Below are 15,858 nucleotides of genomic sequence, written 5' to 3'. Positions count from 1 at the left end.
TCATCTCCCGCAAGCTGTACCCGAACGTGGACTTCTACACCGGCCTGATCTACCGCGCCATGGGCTTCCCGGCGGAGTTCTTCACCGTCCTGTTCGCCATGGGGCGCATCCCCGGCTGGATCGCCCACTACCTGGAGCAGGTCAACGACCCGTCGGCGAAGATCAACCGTCCGCGCCAGATCTACACCGGCGAGACCCTGCGGGAGTTCGTCCCGCGCGACAAGCGCTAGGTGCCGTCCCGGACGTCCCGCCTGCACCATTGAGCCCGGCCACCGCTTCGGCGGTCGCCGGGTTTTCTGCGCGTGCTGCTAAGATGAGCGGGTTAGCATTACTGAAGTGACGTCACCGGCAGCAGCCGGCGGCACCGACGACGAGGAGTTAACCCATGAGCAAGCCCACCATCGATCCCCAGTCCGGCCCCGCGCCGTCTGAGCTGCTCATCGAGGACATCACCGTCGGTGAGGGCGCGGAGGCCGTGTCCGGTGGCATGGTCGAGGTGCACTACGTGGGCGTGGACTACGAGTCCGGCCAGGAGTTCGACTCCTCCTGGGACCGTGGGCAGACCATCGAATTCCCGCTCGCCGGGCTCATCCAGGGCTGGCAGGACGGCATCCCCGGCATGAAGGTCGGCGGCCGCCGCAAGCTCACCATCCCCCCGGAGCTGGCCTACGGCCCCGCCGGTGCCGGCAACCCCCTGGCCGGACGCACCCTGGTCTTCATCATCGACCTGGTCGACGCCAGGTAACCACGGCGACGGCCACTGCCGCTGCGGCGAGCAGCAGCGCGGTGGCGGCGAGGCCCACGGCGATCCAGGGGAGTGGGCCGGGGGAGTCACCGGAGGATTCGGCTGCGGTGGACTGCTGTTCACCGGCACCGGAGTCGGACGCGGGGGAGAGGGCGATCACCGGGGCGGGACGGTCGGGCTCCGCGCTTTCTTCACCGTCCGCACCCGTGGCAACCTGCTGCGTCCATTCCACGTCCGATCCGTCCGAGTAGTGCTGGACGGCGGGTAGCGCCAGTGAGTCCTGCTCGGGGAGTGGACCGGCCGACACGGGGAAACGCACGAACTCATCCGGCCCCGCGCCCCCGTCGGTCGCCGTCCACACGATCCTGGTGGGTGAGGAATTCTCTCCGTCCCGGATGATCTCGGCGTCCCATCCGGGAACCGGCTCGACCTGGACGGACGCCAGGGGCGGACCGGTGGGCAGCGCGACGTCGAGTCCCACCGTGCGGGCGGAATCGGACTCCGTCGGAACGCGGAAGGTGATCACCGAGTGTGCACCCTGTTCGGGGGTTTCGGCCTCGGCGCTGACGTGGGCGAGCGCGGTCGGGGCGGAGAGAATCGCGCCCAGGGCGGTGACCGCGAGGCCGGTCACCGCGGAGCGCGGGTGCAGGGAGCGCCACGGCGGCCGCGGGGACGCGGGCACGTGACACCCAGTGGACTCAGACAAGGGGCAGCTTCTTTCTGGGTATGGCCGGTGGCGATAACCGTAACCCCTCGGGGGACTGTGCCGGACGGGTTTCATTCGCCGTAAGTTTCACCATGGCTCTTTCCGTTGACGATCCCGGTAAGGCGCTGGAATTGTTTCTCTGACCAGCACCAAGAGGACACCACCACCAGGAACCGGGGAATACGATGAGTGACGGCAGCAATTCCGGCAACAATGACGGCGTCGACAACGATGACGGCGCAATCCTGCCGAGCGGCGCCCGGATCGTGGATGACGGTTCCCCGAACGACGATTCAGCGGACACTCCCGAGGAGCCCGGCCCCAACGGTCCCAAGGGCGTCTCACGGAGGAAACTCCTCACCGGGATCGGGGTGGGGGCGGCAGCGGTCGCCGCGGCCGGCCTGGGCTCCGTCTGGTTCCTGAGGAGCAGGGACAACGACACCACCACAGCCAGCGGACTGCAGGTCACCAACTCGTGGGCTGACCGTGAGATCAAGATCACCGCCCCCAGCGGTGCCTGCGAAGCGCCGCTGGTGGCCGCGTACGAGCTGGGTCTCTTCGAGAAGGCGGGTCTCAACGTGTCCCTGAAGAAGACCGGTGACGGGGAGGACGTTGTCTCGGCGGTCGGGTCAGGCACCTACGCGGCGTCCAACGGAATCTTCTTCAACTACCTGGGGCCGATCTACAACGGCACCCCGGTGAAACTCTCCGGTGGCCTGCACTTCGGCTGCCTGGACCTCTACGCCCTGACTGACGGCGACATCGACAAGGTGGAGGACCTCCGTGGCAAGAGGATCGGTGTCAGCGACCTGCAGGGCTCGGCGACGAACTACTTCTCGCTGGATCTCCTCGACGCCGGCATCAATTCCAGCCCGGACTCCGGGGAGGTCGAGTGGGTGGTCCTCGGCTCGCAGGACCTGCTGCCGCAGGCACTCAAGGACGGGCGTGTGGACGCCGTTGCCCATGAAGGTGGATTCCTCCCGATCATCGAGGCCGTGGACCAGGGCTGGGCGAAACTCGTCTCCAACAACAACAGCGCCGACAGGCTCAGCCGGAACGCCGACCAGCCCTGCTGTGCGGTGGTGCTGAACCAGGACTTCGTCACCGAGGATCCGGTGACGGCGGGAAAGCTGGTCAGTGCGTGGTCGGACGGTTCCCGCTACGTCGGCCAGCACCTGGAGGAGATCGCGGAGATCCAGGCGGACGGGAACTACGTGGCAGGGACGAAGGAGGAGATCATCCCGGTGCTGAAGACACTGACCTTCGATCCTTCCCCGAAGGGACTCAAGGAGGTCCTGCAGCCCGGAATCGAGAAGTACATCAAGACCGGGTTCCTGCCCTCCGACACGAACGCCGCCACACTCGCGGACCAGTCCTTCGTGGACCTGGGCCTGACGTTCTGAGGAGGACTCCATGGTCACCGCCACACACCCCGCCACCGCACCGTCCTCCGGTTCCTCCACCACGGTCGATGCCCGCAGGATCCACGGCGCACTCGAGAAGGTGGTGCACCCCGACCGGATAAACCCTCTGGTGGCTGCGTCCGGAATCGCCGCGTGGGTGCTGTTCTCCCTGGTCTCGTGGTTCGTGCCGAACAGTGCGGACCTGCCGCAGCGCAATGTCGAGAATCTCGAGGACGCCGCGGTCTTCGCCCTGGTCGGTGGCGTGGTCGTCGCCGCAGCCTGGAGCGCACTGTGGCTCCTGGCCGTGACCCGCGCCGGGGAGTGGGCGCACCGGCGGGTGAGCAATGGTTCGGCCTGGGTGCTGGGGTCCGGCCTCTGGCTTCTCGTGTGGGAGCTCACCACCGCGAAGGCGGAGATACTGTCGCCGCCGTACTTCGTCGCCCCGCAGGAGATAGCCGCGGTGCTGTGGAACGACGCCGGGCTCCTGTTCGGCAGCGTGGGCAACTCGATGCTGCTGCTCATTGTCGGGTTCCTGGTCGGTCTGGCCTCCGGCCTGGTGACCGGCGTGACGATCGGATGGTTCCAGGCGGCGAACTACTGGGTGCATCCGATCCTGATCTTCATCGGTCCGGTGCCCACGTTGGCCTGGGTGCCGATCGTCTTCGTCCTCGCACCGTCCGCGTTCTCCGGGGCGGTCTTCATGATCGCACTGAGTGTGTGGTTCCCGGTGGCTGTCCTGACCCGGGCTGGTGTGCTCGGCGTCCCCCGCCCGTACTTCGACGTTGCACAGACCCTGGGTGCACGCGGGTGGTTCCTGGTGTTCCGCGTCAGCCTTCCTGCGGCCCTGCCGAACATCCTGACCGGGGTGTTCATGGCGCTCGGCGCGTCCTTCGCGAGTCTTGTGGTCGCCGAGAACTTCGGGGTGAACTCGGGGATCGGCTGGTATCTGACGTGGAAGAAGAGCTGGGGCGACTTCAACGGGCTCTACGCCGGGATCATCGTCCTGGTGGTGATCTGCGGCGCCGCACTGACACTGCTGTTCCGGATCCGCAGCTGGGCGTTGCGGTGGGAGAAGGAGTTGACCCGATGGTGACGGGAGAACAGGTGAACCGTAGGACGCGGTCGGACCGCGGAGCCGCCCTGGACGTCGTGGGGGTCACCCAGGCGTTCCGCAGCGGCCGCCGGGACCTGCCGGTGCTCGATGACGTGTCCGTGTCGGCCAGACCCGGTGAGTTCATCGCCCTGGTCGGTCCCAGTGGTTCGGGGAAATCGACGTTGCTGCGCCTGCTCGCGGGACTCGACCGGCCGTTGTTCGGGAAGGTGTACGTGGACGGTGTTCCAGTCCGGAAACCAGATCCCGACCGGGCGCTGGTGTTCCAGGACCCGACGCTCTTCCCGTGGCGCACCGTGCGCCAGAATGTGGCCGTCGGTCCGCAGGCCCGTGGCGAACTGGCCGGTTCCCAGGACAGGATCGACGAGGCTCTGCGCCTGGTGAACCTCACGGACTTCGCGGAGGCGTGGCCGGCGCAGTTGTCGGGCGGCATGGCGCAGCGGGCCGCCCTGGCGCGTGCACTGGTGGGGGACCCGTCGGTGCTGCTGCTGGACGAACCGCTGGGGAAGTTGGACGCGCTGACCAGGCGCGTCCTGCAGGGTGAGTTGGCCTCGCTGTGGGAGCAGCGCCGGTTCACTGCGGTGCTGGTCACCCACGACGTCAGCGAGGCGATTCTGCTCGCCGACCGGATCGTGGTGTTCTCCCCCCGCCCGGCGCAGGTCCGCTCCGTGATCGAGGTCGGACTCGAGCGCCCGCGCGACCAGTCGGACACAGCATTCGTGGAGTTGCGGTCGACGATCCTCGATCTGCTGGACGCCGACACTGCAGGCGCCACCGACAACGCTGACGCGACTGACCCGGAACGGGGCTGACGGTTGTCGCGTCTCCTCGCCGCAACCGTCGTGGCCGTGGGTTTCGCTGCTGCACTGTCGTGGCTCACCACGCCGGCGGCGGACGCCCACGCCACGGTGATGGCGACGTCCCCGAACAACGGCCAGGTGTTCGATGACCAGGACGGGCCACCGGACGAGGTGCGGGTGATCCTCGATGAGGTCGTCACGCTGTCGGGGGCGACAGTCATCGACGACACCGGCGAGCACCTGGAGACCGCCGAACCCACGCTCGACGGATCCGGGACCGAGCTCACCGTGCCCCTGCCCGAAGATCTTCCCCGTGGCGCCTACATCGTGAGCTGGAGCCTCGTGTCCGCGGACAGCCACCCGGTCGGGGGGTCGCTCCAGTTCGGGTACGGGGCACCGGTCGGTACGACCGCTGAACCGGAGGCACCGGTGCCGGACACGTGGCTGACGGTGGTCACCGGGGTGGTCAAGGCCCTGGTCTACATGGGCCTGGCGGTGACGTTCGGCGTCCTGCCGGTGATTCTCCTGCTGGGGGGCGGGCGAGGCGAACTGCGTGCGGGACGCCGTGCGGCGCGAGCGGGGGCGGGCATCGTTGCTGCGGCCTCGGTGGTGCAGGTCATAGGCCACCATCTCTGGTTGGCGTCCACGGAGGACGGGGCGTCATGGCGGGGACTGTGGGATCTGCTGGGCTCGATGTACGGGTTGTCCGTCGGACTGCGGTTGGTCGCGCTCGGCGTTGCCGCGGTGTCCGCCACAGGGCTCGCGGCGGGGACTCCGACCCGTGCCCTGTGGGTACCGAGGATCAGTGGTGCCGCCTTCGCGGTATCGGCGGTGGTGGCCTGTGGTTCCGTGGTGGCGAACGGCCACGGTGGGGCGGGGGCGGGATGGCAGTTCACCTCGACGCTGCTGCACGTGCTCGGGGCCACCGCATGGCTCGGCGGTCTGGGGACGCTGGGCTGGCTCCTGTTGCGCCACCGGTTGACCGGGCCGCAGCTCCGTCGTCTGCCACGGTGGTCGCTGTACGCCGGAACCTGTGTGGTGGTGGTCCTGGTCTCGGGGTTCCTCCAGGCGGTGGGCCAGGTCCGTTTCCCCGGGGCGCTCCTGAGCACCGACTACGGCGTGGTCCTCCTGGTGAAGCTGGTCTTGGTCGGGGTGGTCGTGGCCTTCGGTGTCAGGGGGTTCCTCCGCATCCGTGGAGGTGGCGGCAGCGCGTGGAGACTCGTGAGGGGCATCCGGACCGAGGCTGTCGTCGCCAGCCTGGTGTTCGCGGTGTCGGGCGTGCTCTCCTCGGTCACCCCGGCCAAGGTGGACTACGCGCCGACCGTGACCGAACGGGTTACGGCGGGGCCCTACGAGCTCACGGTGGATGCGGGCCCGTTGCGGCAGGGGCCCGCGTCCTTCCGCGTCACGGCGGTGCGTCCGGACGCGGGACGCAACGACCCCCTCCCGCAGGATGTCGGCATCACCCTGGCGCGGGGCGCCGGGGGAGTCGGGGATCTGCCGGTGGACGTTCCCATGCGTCTGCCGGGCGCGATCGGGGAGGCGGCGTCGACACCGGTGACGTTCGTCAGCTCGTCGGTGAATGTGCCGTCGACGGGACGGTGGGTGGCGACCATCGAGATGACCGTGGACACCTTCGAGCAGTACGTGGTCGCCGTACCCCTCGACGTGGTGTGACCGTTACGACACGACGGCCGCTACTTCACCACCGAGCGCAGCCGCAGGATGTTGATCCTGCCCAGTTCGCGCACGGTGGTCTCCCATTCGGTGACGGTGGGGTTGTCGAGCCGGCGCTGGAGCAGCCGCAGGACCTCGTGACCGCCGATGCCCTGGGCACAGACGAGGAAGAGGTGGTGGAAGCGCTCCTCGTAGCGCCGGCACAGGTCCGCTATCTGAGTGAGCACTTCAGGTGGCGACTCCAGGATGAACGACTGCTCCTCCCGGGAGTAGATGTCCGTGGTCTTCTGCCCGAGGACCGGGTGCGCCTTGATACTGGTGAGGACCTCGACCCGGGGGAGGCGCAGCAGTTCGCGGTGGGCGGAGTCCAGCAGGTGCTCCAGGTTGCGGAATGGCATGGCGGTGGCGACCGCCTCGCCGAGCTGCGGACTGTAGAGGAGATCGCCGACCATTGCCGCCACCTGGGTGGGGGTCATCTGATTGATGTCGGCGATGGTGGTGTGGAACGGGGTGGCCGTGCGCGTGGGTGCGATGGTGTCTGCTGTGGCGGTGTCTGTTTCGATCATGGTTCCCAGGTAACCTTCGGCCTATTTCCTTCCCGTTACGCGGTGGTGAATCCCCTGGTTCCTGGGTCTCACAGGGTTCACCGCCCGCCGGGGAGGGTTCAGTTCTTCGCCCCGGAGTTGATGGCCGCCATCCAGCTCATTCTCTTGCCGTTGTTCAGGATGGACCCGCGGTAGATGCGGGCGACGAGCAGCATGATCAGAACGGTTGCTACGGCGAACACGGCGTAGGAGGCGAGGAACGTCGCCAGGTCCCAGTTCCCCGCGGCGTACTGCATCGGTGCAACTCCCATCGACATCGGGGGAATCCACGCCAGGACCTGCATGATGGTCGAGTCCAGGGCAGCGAAGCCGTAGAAGGGCGGGAAAAGTGCGGCGAACCACAGGATCATAGCTGGCGTCTGGGTGCTGTTCAGGTCCTCCGCCTTACTGACCAACGCCCCGGCGGCGGCGTACAGGGAGCTGAAGAACAGCATGCCGAGAATGTAGGCGACCAGGAGGATGACGACCGTCCCGGCATCGACGGAGAACTCGTCCAGCATTCCGGTCATGCCCAAACCGGCGAAAGCGGCGACGAGGATCACGGCGGTACACACGAAACCGACGACGAGCATCGCCAGCACCTTGCCGACGAGGAGGTCCATCGGACGGATCGTGGCGAGGATGATCTCGACCACACGGGATGATTTCTCCTCGGTGACCCGTCCACCGACGTTTCCGGCGAAGGTCATGATGAACGTCAGCAGCACTGCGGTACCGATCATCGTGACGACCACACCCGGGAGATTCTCGTCCTCCTGTGAATCGCTGGAGAGATCGACAGTGTTGAGCGTGGCATCGGGGAGCGCTGAAGAGAATTCCTCCGGGTCCACCCCCACCGATGTCAGCGCCTCATTCTGGGCGATGGTGGACGCGGCAGCCTGGGCGCCCGCAGAGATAGCGGGGTCTGGCTCGCCGTCGCTGATCAGCTCGAATCCGTCGGCGTCGCTGTAGACGAGGGCAGCGTCCTTCCCGTCTTCCACCGCAGAGACTGCTGCGTCGCGGTCATCGACGTCGTTGACGTCCACACTGTCCCCTGCGATCTCGGAGACCAACGAGGACTCGGTGCCGGTGACAACGAGTTCGGGGTTGTCGCTGTCATCCCCGGAGAAGACGTTGAGGAGGACAACGCCGACGATGACCCCGACGAACATGATGATGAACGTGGCGATCAGGCCCTTGTTCTTCATCGCGACCTGGATCTCGCGCTGGGTGACCGTGCCGATGGCGCTGGACCGGGAGTACTTCGGTGTGGTCTGGGTACTCATGCTGAGACGACCTCCTTGAACAGTTCGGTCAGGTCGGGGGTACGGCGGGCGAAGCCGTGGACGGGGCCGGAGTTCATGGCGGCCTGGAGTATCTGTTGGTCGATGCCGTCCCCCGCCGAACTGGCGTCGAGGATGACGGAGCTGTCGGTGGCCTCGACCACGCTGGTCTCCTGCGGGTACCAGTCGCGGGCGGTGGTCTTCACCTCGTAGAGGATGGGGCCGGTGTTGCGTAGGTCATCGACGCTGCCTTCGGCACGCATCTGTCCGTGGGTGATGATTCCGACCCGATCGCACAGACGTTGCACCAGGTCGAGCTGGTGAGAGGAGAACAGGACCGGCACACCTTCCGACGCTTTCTGCAGGAGCAACTCACTCATCACGTTGACGGCGACGGGGTCGAGGCCGCTGAATGGCTCGTCGAGGATCAGGAGTTCGGGACCGTGGACCAGGGATGCGGCGAGTTGGACGCGCTGCTGGTTACCCAGCGACAGTTCCTCGAGCTTGGATTCGGCGCGCTCCGTCAGTCCGAGCTGCTCCAGGAGTTCCTCGGTGGACTGTGTCGCGGCCTGCTTGGTGAGGCCATGGATACGCCCGAAGAAGACGAGTTGGTCGGCGATCTTCTCCTTGTCGTAGAGTCCGCGTTCCTCGGGCATGTACCCGATGGTGCGTCGGATGTCGTCGTTGACGCGGACGCCGTCGACCCGGGCCTCGCCCGAGTCGGCGGACAGGACGCCGAGGGCGATGCGCATCGCCGTGGACTTGCCGGCGCCATTGGACCCGACGAAGCCGTAGACCTCGCCGGGGTTGACGGTGAAGGTCATGTCGGTCAGAGCCTGGACTGCGGAGTCTCCGCTGCCGAAGGTTTTGTTGAGGTGGTCGAGTTCCAGGGTGGGCATGGGGAGCTCCTCTGGTTGATGGGTGGTTAGTCGGTGGGTTCGCTATCGGTGGAATCTGGTGGTGGGACGGGCCCGAAGGTGGTGGCGTAGGCGATGGTGGGCATGGCGATGATCGCCATGATGCCGAGGGCGGTGAACAAGCCTCCGCTGTAGACCCAGTGCGCGAGTTCGGCGGGGCTGAACGCGGGGAGAAAAACCATGTAGAACGCGACGGCGAGGGTGAACATCGTGAAGTACCCGTACGCGGTGGCCTGCCAGGCGCGGACGATCTCGGCCTCGTACTCGTCGAGCTCGTCGGCGGGCGCAACGTCACGCGTGTTGATCACTATGCGCAGCATTGTCCAGCTGGTGCAGCCGACAACAGTGAAAACCAGCCAGGCGATAATGAAGGGGAACCAGAAGATCTGAACGACTCCGGTGATAATGCCGAAGGCCAGGTTTGCGACGAACACCCTGATTAACAGTCGGACCCGGCCCTCGGTCCGCCATGTGGGAAGGGAGGACGCCATGCTTTCGCTGCGTTGGTGCCATTTCGCTGCCTGTCGCTCAGTTCTTCCTATGAACCAGTTGTTCAACCCGGTGAACACGCTCATCGTGAGTGCACCGCCTCGGATTCCGTGCTGGCGTCCCCGGAGATCAGGATGTCGCGGTTCATGCTGCCTGCGATGCCTTTGAGTTGGATGAGCTGAATGAAGTACAACGCGGTGCAGCAGGCGAAGCCAGCGGAGAGCAGCGCATTGAGGTAAACCTCGGTATCGTCTTCGTGGGTCATCCGGAGAACCAGAGTCAGGACGGCCATGCAGAAGAACATCAGCATGAATATGCCTGTGCTCCATCTGAGGGCGGATGCTTGCGCGTCGAGTCGGCGTTGCAGCTCGTACTCGTCGAGTTCTTCCGCAGGGCGCTGGTCCTGATGGCGAATGCTCCGGCGCAAGCCGAGCGTGCTCACCCCGGACACCAGACCGCCGAGGATCCAGAACCAGAAGGCGATGTCCGGCTGGGGTATCTGGAGAGCAACACCCAGGACCATTACGGCAATACCGAGGTCCGCGATCAACGTCAGACGGTTCCGCTGCCGGACGATACGAGGAACGGGGCGGTTCATGGCTGGTCCTTCCGGTCGGGCTGCGTCTGGGACGACGTGGCGGCGGTCGGGTACATCTCGGTGGACATGGGGGAGAATTCCGTGCGGCTGAACACGGCCTCGACCGGCAGGCCGAAGGTCTCGCACACCCGGAACGCCAGGTCGAGGCTGGGGGAGTGGTCGCCGCGTTCCAGTGCGCCCACGGTCTGGGGATTGACATCGAGGTACTGCGCGAGCTCTGCCCGTGACATGTCCCGCTCGGCCCTGAGCACACGGATCCGGTTGTGGATCGACTCAGAAGGCTTCTTCTTCGGGGACATGCCACAAAGTGTTGTATAAACCCAACAGTTTGTCAATGGTGAGTTAGTCGACTGGGTCGGGATCCATCTCGTTTTGGCCGATACGGCGGCAGTGGGAGGCGGAATCCGTGATGGCTTCCGCCCCTTGTGTGTGAGCGCGAATCCGCGGGTTCGCAGTCAATGCTGCGCAGGGAGCTACTGCATCCGCGGTTGCAGTACCCGTGAATCGATCAATGCATGGCCGGGCACAGCGTCCTACGCTGGTGGACATGACACATACTGATACGCATACAGATTCGAAGACCACACCAGTCACCCTCAACGACGGCCACGAAATCCCCCAGCTCGGCCTCGGCGTCTGGGAGCTCGCCCCCGAGGATGCCTACACCTCCGTCCGCGCCGCCATCACCGCAGGTGCACGGCACATCGACACTGCAGCCATCTACGGCAACGAGCAGGACGTGGGACGCGCCGTCGCCGACGCCGTCGCCGATGGGGAGGTCACCCGCGACGACCTGTTCATCACCACCAAGCTGTGGAACTCCGACCAGGGGACCGACGAAGCGAAGAAGGCCATCGACACCTCGCTGTCCAACCTCGGCCTGGACCACGTCGACCTGTACCTGATCCACTGGCCCGCCAAGCAGGAAGGCCGTTTCGTCGACGCCTGGAAGGGGCTGGTGGAGATCCGTGCGGAGGGGAAGGCCACCTCCATCGGTGTGTCGAACTTCTACCCGGAGGTCCTCGACGACATCATCGACGCCACCGGTGTCGTCCCGGCGGTCAACCAGATCGAGCTCCACCCCGGCTTCTCCCAGGCCGACCAGCGCCGCGACAACGAGAAGCGCGGTATCGTCACCGAGGCATGGACGCCGTTGGGCCGTGGTCTGCTGGACAACCCCGTGGTCACGGGTATCGCCGAGAAGCACGGCGCCACTTCGGCGCAGGTCATCATCCGGTGGCACCTGCAGCAGGGCATCGTGGTGTTCCCGCGATCCAGCAAGCCGGAGCGCGTCCGCGAGAACCTCGATGTCGACGGCTTCCAGCTCACCGCTGACGAGATCGCCGCCATCACCGCCCTCGACGACGACGGGGCCGCTGCGGGACGCGTCGGCGCCGACCCGCGCGACTCCTGAGTCCGGGACCGGGTAGGGGGACCACCCCTGTCGCCAGCCCCTGGTGACTCCCGGCTCACCTCCGCCCATACTTTGGGGGACAATGGGAGAGTTATCACACACGGTGAGAGGTGAGAAGGTCATGGCGGCAGGAACAGAAGGTACGGGTCTCAGGATTGAGCGGGACGGCAAGGTCGCGCTGCTGACCCTGTGCCGCCCGGAACGGCGCAATGCGCTGGACGCGGACCTGTGCACCGCCATCGCCGATACGCTGGAACGGCTCGTGGACGAGGGAAGCGGGGACAGTGCCGACGGTGCGGCCCCGGTTCGCGCCATCCTGATCCGCGGCGAGGGGCCGGCGTTCTGCGCCGGGGCGAACCTGAAGGGCGGCGCCTACGCCGCAGGGTTCTTCGCCACCGTCGAACGGATGATCACCACCATCTCCGACCTGCCCGTCCCGGTCATCGCGGACGTGCAGGGCCCGGCGGTCGGGGCGGGCTGCCAGCTCGTGCTCTCCTGTGACCTGCGGGTCATGGGGCCGGACGCCCAGGTCTGGGTTCCGGCGGTCAACCACGGGTTCAGCCTGGACAAGTGGACGATCCACCGGGCCGTGGAACTGCTCGGTGGCGCGGTCGCGCGCAACGTCCTGATCGCCGGTGCGAAAGTCACCCAGCAACAGGCCGTGGCCAACGGGTTCGCCATCCAGGGTGGGGACGGAAACGCCGCCCTGGAACTGGCGCGCACCATCTCCGGCCTCGCACCGATGCCGATGCAGCACTTCAAGATGGTGATGAACAACCCCGAACCCGATGAGGAACTCGCCGCCACGATCGACTACCTCGGCGGCGCGTGCTGGATCAGTCAGGACGCCTCCGAGGCCCGCGCGGCGCGGGCGGAGAAGCGGGCCCCGGTGTTCGAGGGGAAGTAGCGCCATGAGTGGGACAACGGAGACTCTCACCGGCCTGACCGCTGCCGAGGTCCGGCAGCGCGTCCGCGACGGCCGCACCAATGAAGTGCGTCGCAGTACCGGGCGCAGCGTGTGGCAGATCGTCCGCGCGAACGTCTTCACCCGGGTCAACGCGATCCTCGGTGTGCTGGCGGTCATCGTGCTGTCCACCGGGTCGTGGATCAACGCGGCCTTCGCCCTGCTGATCATCGCGAACTCGGCGGTGGGAATCATCCAGGAACTGCGCGCGAAGCGCACGCTGGCGAACCTGCGGATCGTGGGGGAGGCGCAACCGACCGTCCTGCGCGACGGCGGGCGGATCACCGTCCACCAGTCCGAGGTGGTCCAGGACGACCTGATCGTCCTGCGGTCCGGCGACGAGGTCGTGGTGGACGGCACGGTGGCTTCCGGACACTTCTCCGTAGACGAATCGCAGCTCACCGGCGAATCCGACGTGGTCCACAAGGAGACCGGGGAGGAACTGCTCTCCGGGTCCTTCGTGACCGGCGGCTCGGGTATCTTCCGCGCGGAGAAGGTGGGGGACGAGGCCTACGCCGCGAAACTCGCCGCCCAGGCCAGCGAGTTCTCCCTGACTGATTCGGTGCTGATGGGCGGCATCAACAGCATCCTGAAGGTGATCACCTGGCTGCTGATCCCGACCGGCATCCTCACGATCTGGACCCAGCTCTCCCGGTCGGGCACGGGCCTGAGGGAGTCGATCCTGTCGATGGCGGCGGCCATTGTTCCGATGGTCCCCGAGGGGCTGGTCCTGATGACCTCCATCGCCTTCGCTGCCGGGGTGATCCGGTTGGGCCAGTACAAGGCGCTGGTCAATGAGCTGGTGGCCATCGAGGGGCTGGCCCGTGTGGACACGGTCTGCACCGACAAGACCGGCACGCTGACCACCAATGAGATGGAGTTGGACGGGGTGCACGGTCCGGACGGGACGGACGCCCCCGGGCAGGTACGTGAGTCGCTGGTGCGGCTCGTGGCGTCCCAGGAGGACCGTAACGCCACCTCGGAGGCGATTCTCGAGGGGCTGTCCGGCGACGACGCCACCCCGTTCGTCGGTGACGAGATCCCCTTCAACTCCCGGTGGAAGTACTCGGGGTTCCAGACCTCCGGCGCTGACGGTGAGGGGGCGTGGATCCTCGGGGCGCCGGACGTCCTGCTCACCGGCGGCAGTGAGGCGGCGGACACCGCGCGGCGGTTCGGCGACGACGGTCTGCGCGTCCTCGCGTTCGGGCGCGTGGACGGGGCACTCGAGGTTCCCGGCGAGGACTCGGGCATGGGGGACGCCCCGACGCTGCATGATCCGGCACTGGTCACCCTGCGCCAGCGCCTGCGTCCCGATGCCCGCGAGACACTGGACTTCTTCGACGAGCAGCACGTGGACCTGAAGATCATCAGCGGCGACAACCCGGACTCCGTCGCCGCCGTCGCGAAGGGGGCGACCGACCGCGACCTGGTGTCGGTCGACGCCCGGGACCTGACCGACATGGACCAGGACGACTTCGACGCCGAAGTCGCCCGGGCGAACGTGTTCGGACGGGTCGGCCCGGAGCAGAAGCAGCAGATGGTCGAGGCACTGCACCGGGCGGACCGGACGGTCGCGATGACCGGCGACGGGGTCAATGACGTCCTGGCGCTGAAGAAGGCCGACATCGGTGTGGCGATGGGGGCCGGGGCGCCGGCGACCCGGAGTGTGGCCCAGCTCGTCCTGCTGACCAACCGCTTCTCTGCCCTGCCGAAGGTGGTGGGTGAGGGGCGCCGGGTGATCGGCAACATCGAGCGCGTCGCGAACCTGTTCCTGACCAAGACCGTGTACTCGGTGGTGCTGGCGCTGGTCGTGGCGGTGCTGGGGATCTCCTTCCCGTTCCAGCCGATCCACGTGACCATCACCGGCTGGTTCACGATCGGCATCCCGGCGTTCGTCCTGTCCCTGGCGCCGAACAACGAACGTCCCCGTGACGGCTTCGTGGGGCGCGTCCTGTCGCTCGCGGTGCCGTCCGGCCTGCTGGTCGGCGGGATCTCGGTGGTGATGTGGATCCTGGTGTACCCGGGTGGGGACGCCCCGGTTCTGGAACGGGACGAGGCGGGTACGGCGGTGCTGCTGGCCCTGATCGTGATGGGCCTGTGGGTGCTGGGGATCGTGGCGCGGCCCCTGGTGATCTGGAAGGTGCTGCTGCTGGCCTGCTGCGTGGCCGGTTACCTGCTGATCTTCACGGTGCCGTTCCTGCGCGAACTTGTGCTGCTGGAGACCGGGGACACGGAACTGATGGTGACCGGATTCGCGGTCGGCGCCGGCGGTGCCGTGGTGATCGAGGTGGTCCACCGCGTTCTGGCGCGGTGGCGGGCGTCACGCGACGGGTAGGCCCCCTGGCCGCCGGTTATGCTGGACGCATGTTGGATCTGCACCGGTTGACGGTACTGCGCGAGGTCAAGCTGCGCGGAGGCGTGAGCGCGGCCGCACGGTCGATGAGTTACAGCCATTCCGCGGTGTCGCAGCAGCTGTCTCAGCTTGAGCGGGACGTGGGGGTCGTGCTCCTGGAACGCGTCGGTCGCGGGGTCCGCCTGACACCTGCGGCGGAGAAACTCGTGGTCCACACCGACAGGATCCTGGAGGAGGTGGAGCGTGCGACGTCGAGCATCGCGCGGGACCGGGGGGAACCGCAGGGAACCGTCCGGATCGCCGCATTCTCGACCATCAGCCGGGTGGTGCTGCCGGCCGCCCTGGCTGAGCTGGCCGCGGAGTACCCGCGGTTGCGGGTTGTCTTCGAGATGGGCGACCCTGCGGCGGCCGTCGTGCAGTTGGCGGCGAAGCAGGTCGACCTGGTGGTCGCGGACTCGTACCCCGGTTCACCCGAACCGACCGCGGGCGACATCACCTCGACGGTGATCGGCGAGGACCCGATCCGCGTCTACCTGCCGTCGCATGTGCCGGCCGACCTGGAGTCCCTCTCCCGTGTGCCGTGGGCGATGGAGCCGGCCACGGACAGTTCGGCGGAATGGGCCCTGCGGGTGTGCCGCGACATGGGCTTTGAACCCCAGGTGCAGTTCGTCGCGCCGGATCTCCTGTTCCAGCTTCGTCTGGTGGAACGCGGCCTCGCCGCCGCACTGCTGCCCGACCTGGTGGTGGGGGAGGCGGACACCCCTGTGCAGCCGACCGAGCTTTTCGGGGTGCAGCCGGTACGGAAGATCAAGGT

Annotated in this window: 17 protein-coding genes; 10 read left to right on the top strand and 7 right to left on the bottom strand. The window is 66.9% G+C overall.

What is annotated here, in order from left to right; all coding sequences use genetic code 11:
- Together ACTIL2_RS11935 and ACTIL2_RS11930 are read left to right on the top strand one after the other, a co-directional pair.
- Window positions 1–230 (top strand): citrate/2-methylcitrate synthase (locus ACTIL2_RS11935; protein ID WP_442337684.1); only part of this gene is annotated, 230 nt, incomplete at its 5' end.
- Between the two features lie 155 nt (window positions 231–385).
- The gene (locus ACTIL2_RS11930; protein WP_442337683.1) at window positions 386–745 is read left to right on the top strand and encodes an FKBP-type peptidyl-prolyl cis-trans isomerase; all 360 of its coding nucleotides are present in this window, start codon (window positions 386–388) and stop codon (window positions 743–745) included.
- Here ACTIL2_RS11930 and ACTIL2_RS11925 read toward each other — a convergent pair.
- The gene (locus tag ACTIL2_RS11925) at window positions 720–1,427 is read right to left on the bottom strand and encodes a YcnI family copper-binding membrane protein (protein ID WP_442337682.1); all 708 of its coding nucleotides are present in this window, start codon (window positions 1,425–1,427) and stop codon (window positions 720–722) included. The two genes, ACTIL2_RS11930 and ACTIL2_RS11925, sit on opposite strands and share 26 nt — an antisense overlap.
- Window positions 1,428–1,636: 209 nt before the next feature.
- Between ACTIL2_RS11925 and ACTIL2_RS11920 the strand changes: the two genes are divergently transcribed.
- From ACTIL2_RS11920 to ACTIL2_RS11905, 4 genes are read left to right on the top strand one after another with little or no spacing between them, the layout of a single operon-like run.
- Window positions 1,637–2,854 carry an ABC transporter substrate-binding protein gene (locus ACTIL2_RS11920; RefSeq protein WP_442337681.1) on the top strand — a complete coding sequence of 406 codons (1,218 nt, stop codon included), beginning with the start codon at window positions 1,637–1,639 and terminating at the stop codon, window positions 2,852–2,854.
- Window positions 2,855–2,864: 10 nt separating this feature from the next.
- Window positions 2,865–3,947 carry an ABC transporter permease gene (locus tag ACTIL2_RS11915; RefSeq protein ID WP_442337680.1) on the top strand — a complete coding sequence of 361 codons (1,083 nt, stop codon included), beginning with the start codon at window positions 2,865–2,867 and terminating at the stop codon, window positions 3,945–3,947.
- Window positions 3,948–3,958: 11 nt separating this feature from the next.
- Window positions 3,959–4,777: an ABC transporter ATP-binding protein gene (locus tag ACTIL2_RS11910; protein WP_442337679.1), complete on the top strand. Its 819-nt coding sequence runs from the start codon at window positions 3,959–3,961 to the stop codon at window positions 4,775–4,777.
- A 36-nt stretch (window positions 4,778–4,813) separates the two neighbouring features.
- Entirely contained in the window at window positions 4,814–6,442 is a 1,629-nt protein-coding gene (locus ACTIL2_RS11905) for a copper resistance CopC/CopD family protein (RefSeq protein ID WP_442337678.1), read from the top strand.
- Window positions 6,443–6,462: 20 nt separating this feature from the next.
- Here the strand turns inward: ACTIL2_RS11905 and ACTIL2_RS11900 are convergent, their stop codons facing one another.
- The 6 genes from ACTIL2_RS11900 to ACTIL2_RS11875 all read right to left on the bottom strand — a co-directional run bounded on the left by ACTIL2_RS11900 (window position 6,463) and on the right by ACTIL2_RS11875 (window position 10,612).
- A complete protein-coding gene (locus tag ACTIL2_RS11900) occupies window positions 6,463–7,008 on the bottom strand; it encodes a 2-oxo-4-hydroxy-4-carboxy-5-ureidoimidazoline decarboxylase (protein WP_442337677.1) in 546 nt (181 codons plus the stop codon).
- A gap of 98 nt (window positions 7,009–7,106) precedes the next feature.
- On the bottom strand, window positions 7,107–8,312 hold the full coding sequence (locus ACTIL2_RS11895; protein ID WP_442337676.1) for an ABC transporter permease: 1,206 nt from the start codon (window positions 8,310–8,312) through the stop codon (window positions 7,107–7,109).
- Window positions 8,309–9,208, bottom strand: a complete 900-nt coding sequence (locus ACTIL2_RS11890; RefSeq protein ID WP_442337675.1) for an ABC transporter ATP-binding protein — start codon at window positions 9,206–9,208, stop codon at window positions 8,309–8,311. The genes ACTIL2_RS11895 and ACTIL2_RS11890 overlap by 4 nt, the downstream gene beginning before the upstream one ends.
- 26 nt (window positions 9,209–9,234) lie before the next feature.
- Window positions 9,235–9,660: a hypothetical protein gene (locus ACTIL2_RS11885; RefSeq protein WP_442337674.1), complete on the bottom strand. Its 426-nt coding sequence runs from the start codon at window positions 9,658–9,660 to the stop codon at window positions 9,235–9,237.
- A gap of 137 nt (window positions 9,661–9,797) precedes the next feature.
- Window positions 9,798–10,313, bottom strand: a complete 516-nt coding sequence (locus ACTIL2_RS11880; protein WP_442337673.1) for a hypothetical protein — start codon at window positions 10,311–10,313, stop codon at window positions 9,798–9,800.
- On the bottom strand, window positions 10,310–10,612 hold the full coding sequence (locus tag ACTIL2_RS11875; protein ID WP_442337672.1) for a helix-turn-helix transcriptional regulator: 303 nt from the start codon (window positions 10,610–10,612) through the stop codon (window positions 10,310–10,312). The genes ACTIL2_RS11880 and ACTIL2_RS11875 overlap by 4 nt, the downstream gene beginning before the upstream one ends.
- Window positions 10,613–10,860: 248 nt before the next feature.
- On the opposite strand from ACTIL2_RS11875, the gene ACTIL2_RS11870 reads away from it, so the two are divergent.
- From ACTIL2_RS11870 to ACTIL2_RS11855, 4 genes are all read left to right on the top strand, one after another.
- On the top strand, window positions 10,861–11,727 hold the full coding sequence (locus ACTIL2_RS11870) for an aldo/keto reductase (protein WP_442337671.1): 867 nt from the start codon (window positions 10,861–10,863) through the stop codon (window positions 11,725–11,727).
- 121 nt (window positions 11,728–11,848) lie between these two features.
- Window positions 11,849–12,634, top strand: coding sequence for an enoyl-CoA hydratase (locus ACTIL2_RS11865; protein WP_442337670.1), 786 nt, complete (start codon window positions 11,849–11,851; stop codon window positions 12,632–12,634).
- A 4-nt stretch (window positions 12,635–12,638) separates the two neighbouring features.
- Entirely contained in the window at window positions 12,639–15,026 is a 2,388-nt protein-coding gene (locus ACTIL2_RS11860) for an HAD-IC family P-type ATPase (RefSeq protein WP_442337669.1), read from the top strand.
- A 29-nt stretch (window positions 15,027–15,055) separates the two neighbouring features.
- A partial coding sequence (locus ACTIL2_RS11855) for a LysR family transcriptional regulator (protein ID WP_442337668.1) occupies window positions 15,056–15,858 on the top strand: 803 nt, incomplete at its 3' end.

Origin of the sequence: Corynebacterium sp. (genome assembly GCF_052107835.1) — a bacterium.
Lineage (GTDB): Bacteria > Actinomycetota > Actinomycetes > Mycobacteriales > Mycobacteriaceae > Corynebacterium.
The sequence above is the reverse complement of the archived record's forward strand: the minus strand, read 5'-3'. Positions and strand labels throughout refer to the sequence as shown.

What these genes read in the sequence shown, in the direction of transcription:
- ACTIL2_RS11930 (WP_442337683.1), top strand. Translation starts at nt 386, where the DNA reads ATGAGCAAGCCCACCATCGATCCCCAGTCCGGCCCCGCGCCGTCTGAG.
- ACTIL2_RS11920 (WP_442337681.1), top strand. Translation starts at nt 1,637, where the DNA reads ATGAGTGACGGCAGCAATTCCGGCAACAATGACGGCGTCGACAACGAT.
- ACTIL2_RS11915 (WP_442337680.1), top strand. Translation starts at nt 2,865, where the DNA reads ATGGTCACCGCCACACACCCCGCCACCGCACCGTCCTCCGGTTCCTCC.
- ACTIL2_RS11900 (WP_442337677.1), bottom strand. Translation starts at nt 7,008, where the DNA reads ATGATCGAAACAGACACCGCCACAGCAGACACCATCGCACCCACGCGC.
- ACTIL2_RS11895 (WP_442337676.1), bottom strand. Translation starts at nt 8,312, where the DNA reads ATGAGTACCCAGACCACACCGAAGTACTCCCGGTCCAGCGCCATCGGC.
- ACTIL2_RS11890 (WP_442337675.1), bottom strand. Translation starts at nt 9,208, where the DNA reads ATGCCCACCCTGGAACTCGACCACCTCAACAAAACCTTCGGCAGCGGA.
- ACTIL2_RS11880 (WP_442337673.1), bottom strand. Translation starts at nt 10,313, where the DNA reads ATGAACCGCCCCGTTCCTCGTATCGTCCGGCAGCGGAACCGTCTGACG.
- ACTIL2_RS11875 (WP_442337672.1), bottom strand. Translation starts at nt 10,612, where the DNA reads ATGTCCCCGAAGAAGAAGCCTTCTGAGTCGATCCACAACCGGATCCGT.
- ACTIL2_RS11870 (WP_442337671.1), top strand. Translation starts at nt 10,861, where the DNA reads ATGACACATACTGATACGCATACAGATTCGAAGACCACACCAGTCACC.
- ACTIL2_RS11865 (WP_442337670.1), top strand. Translation starts at nt 11,849, where the DNA reads ATGGCGGCAGGAACAGAAGGTACGGGTCTCAGGATTGAGCGGGACGGC.
- ACTIL2_RS11860 (WP_442337669.1), top strand. Translation starts at nt 12,639, where the DNA reads ATGAGTGGGACAACGGAGACTCTCACCGGCCTGACCGCTGCCGAGGTC.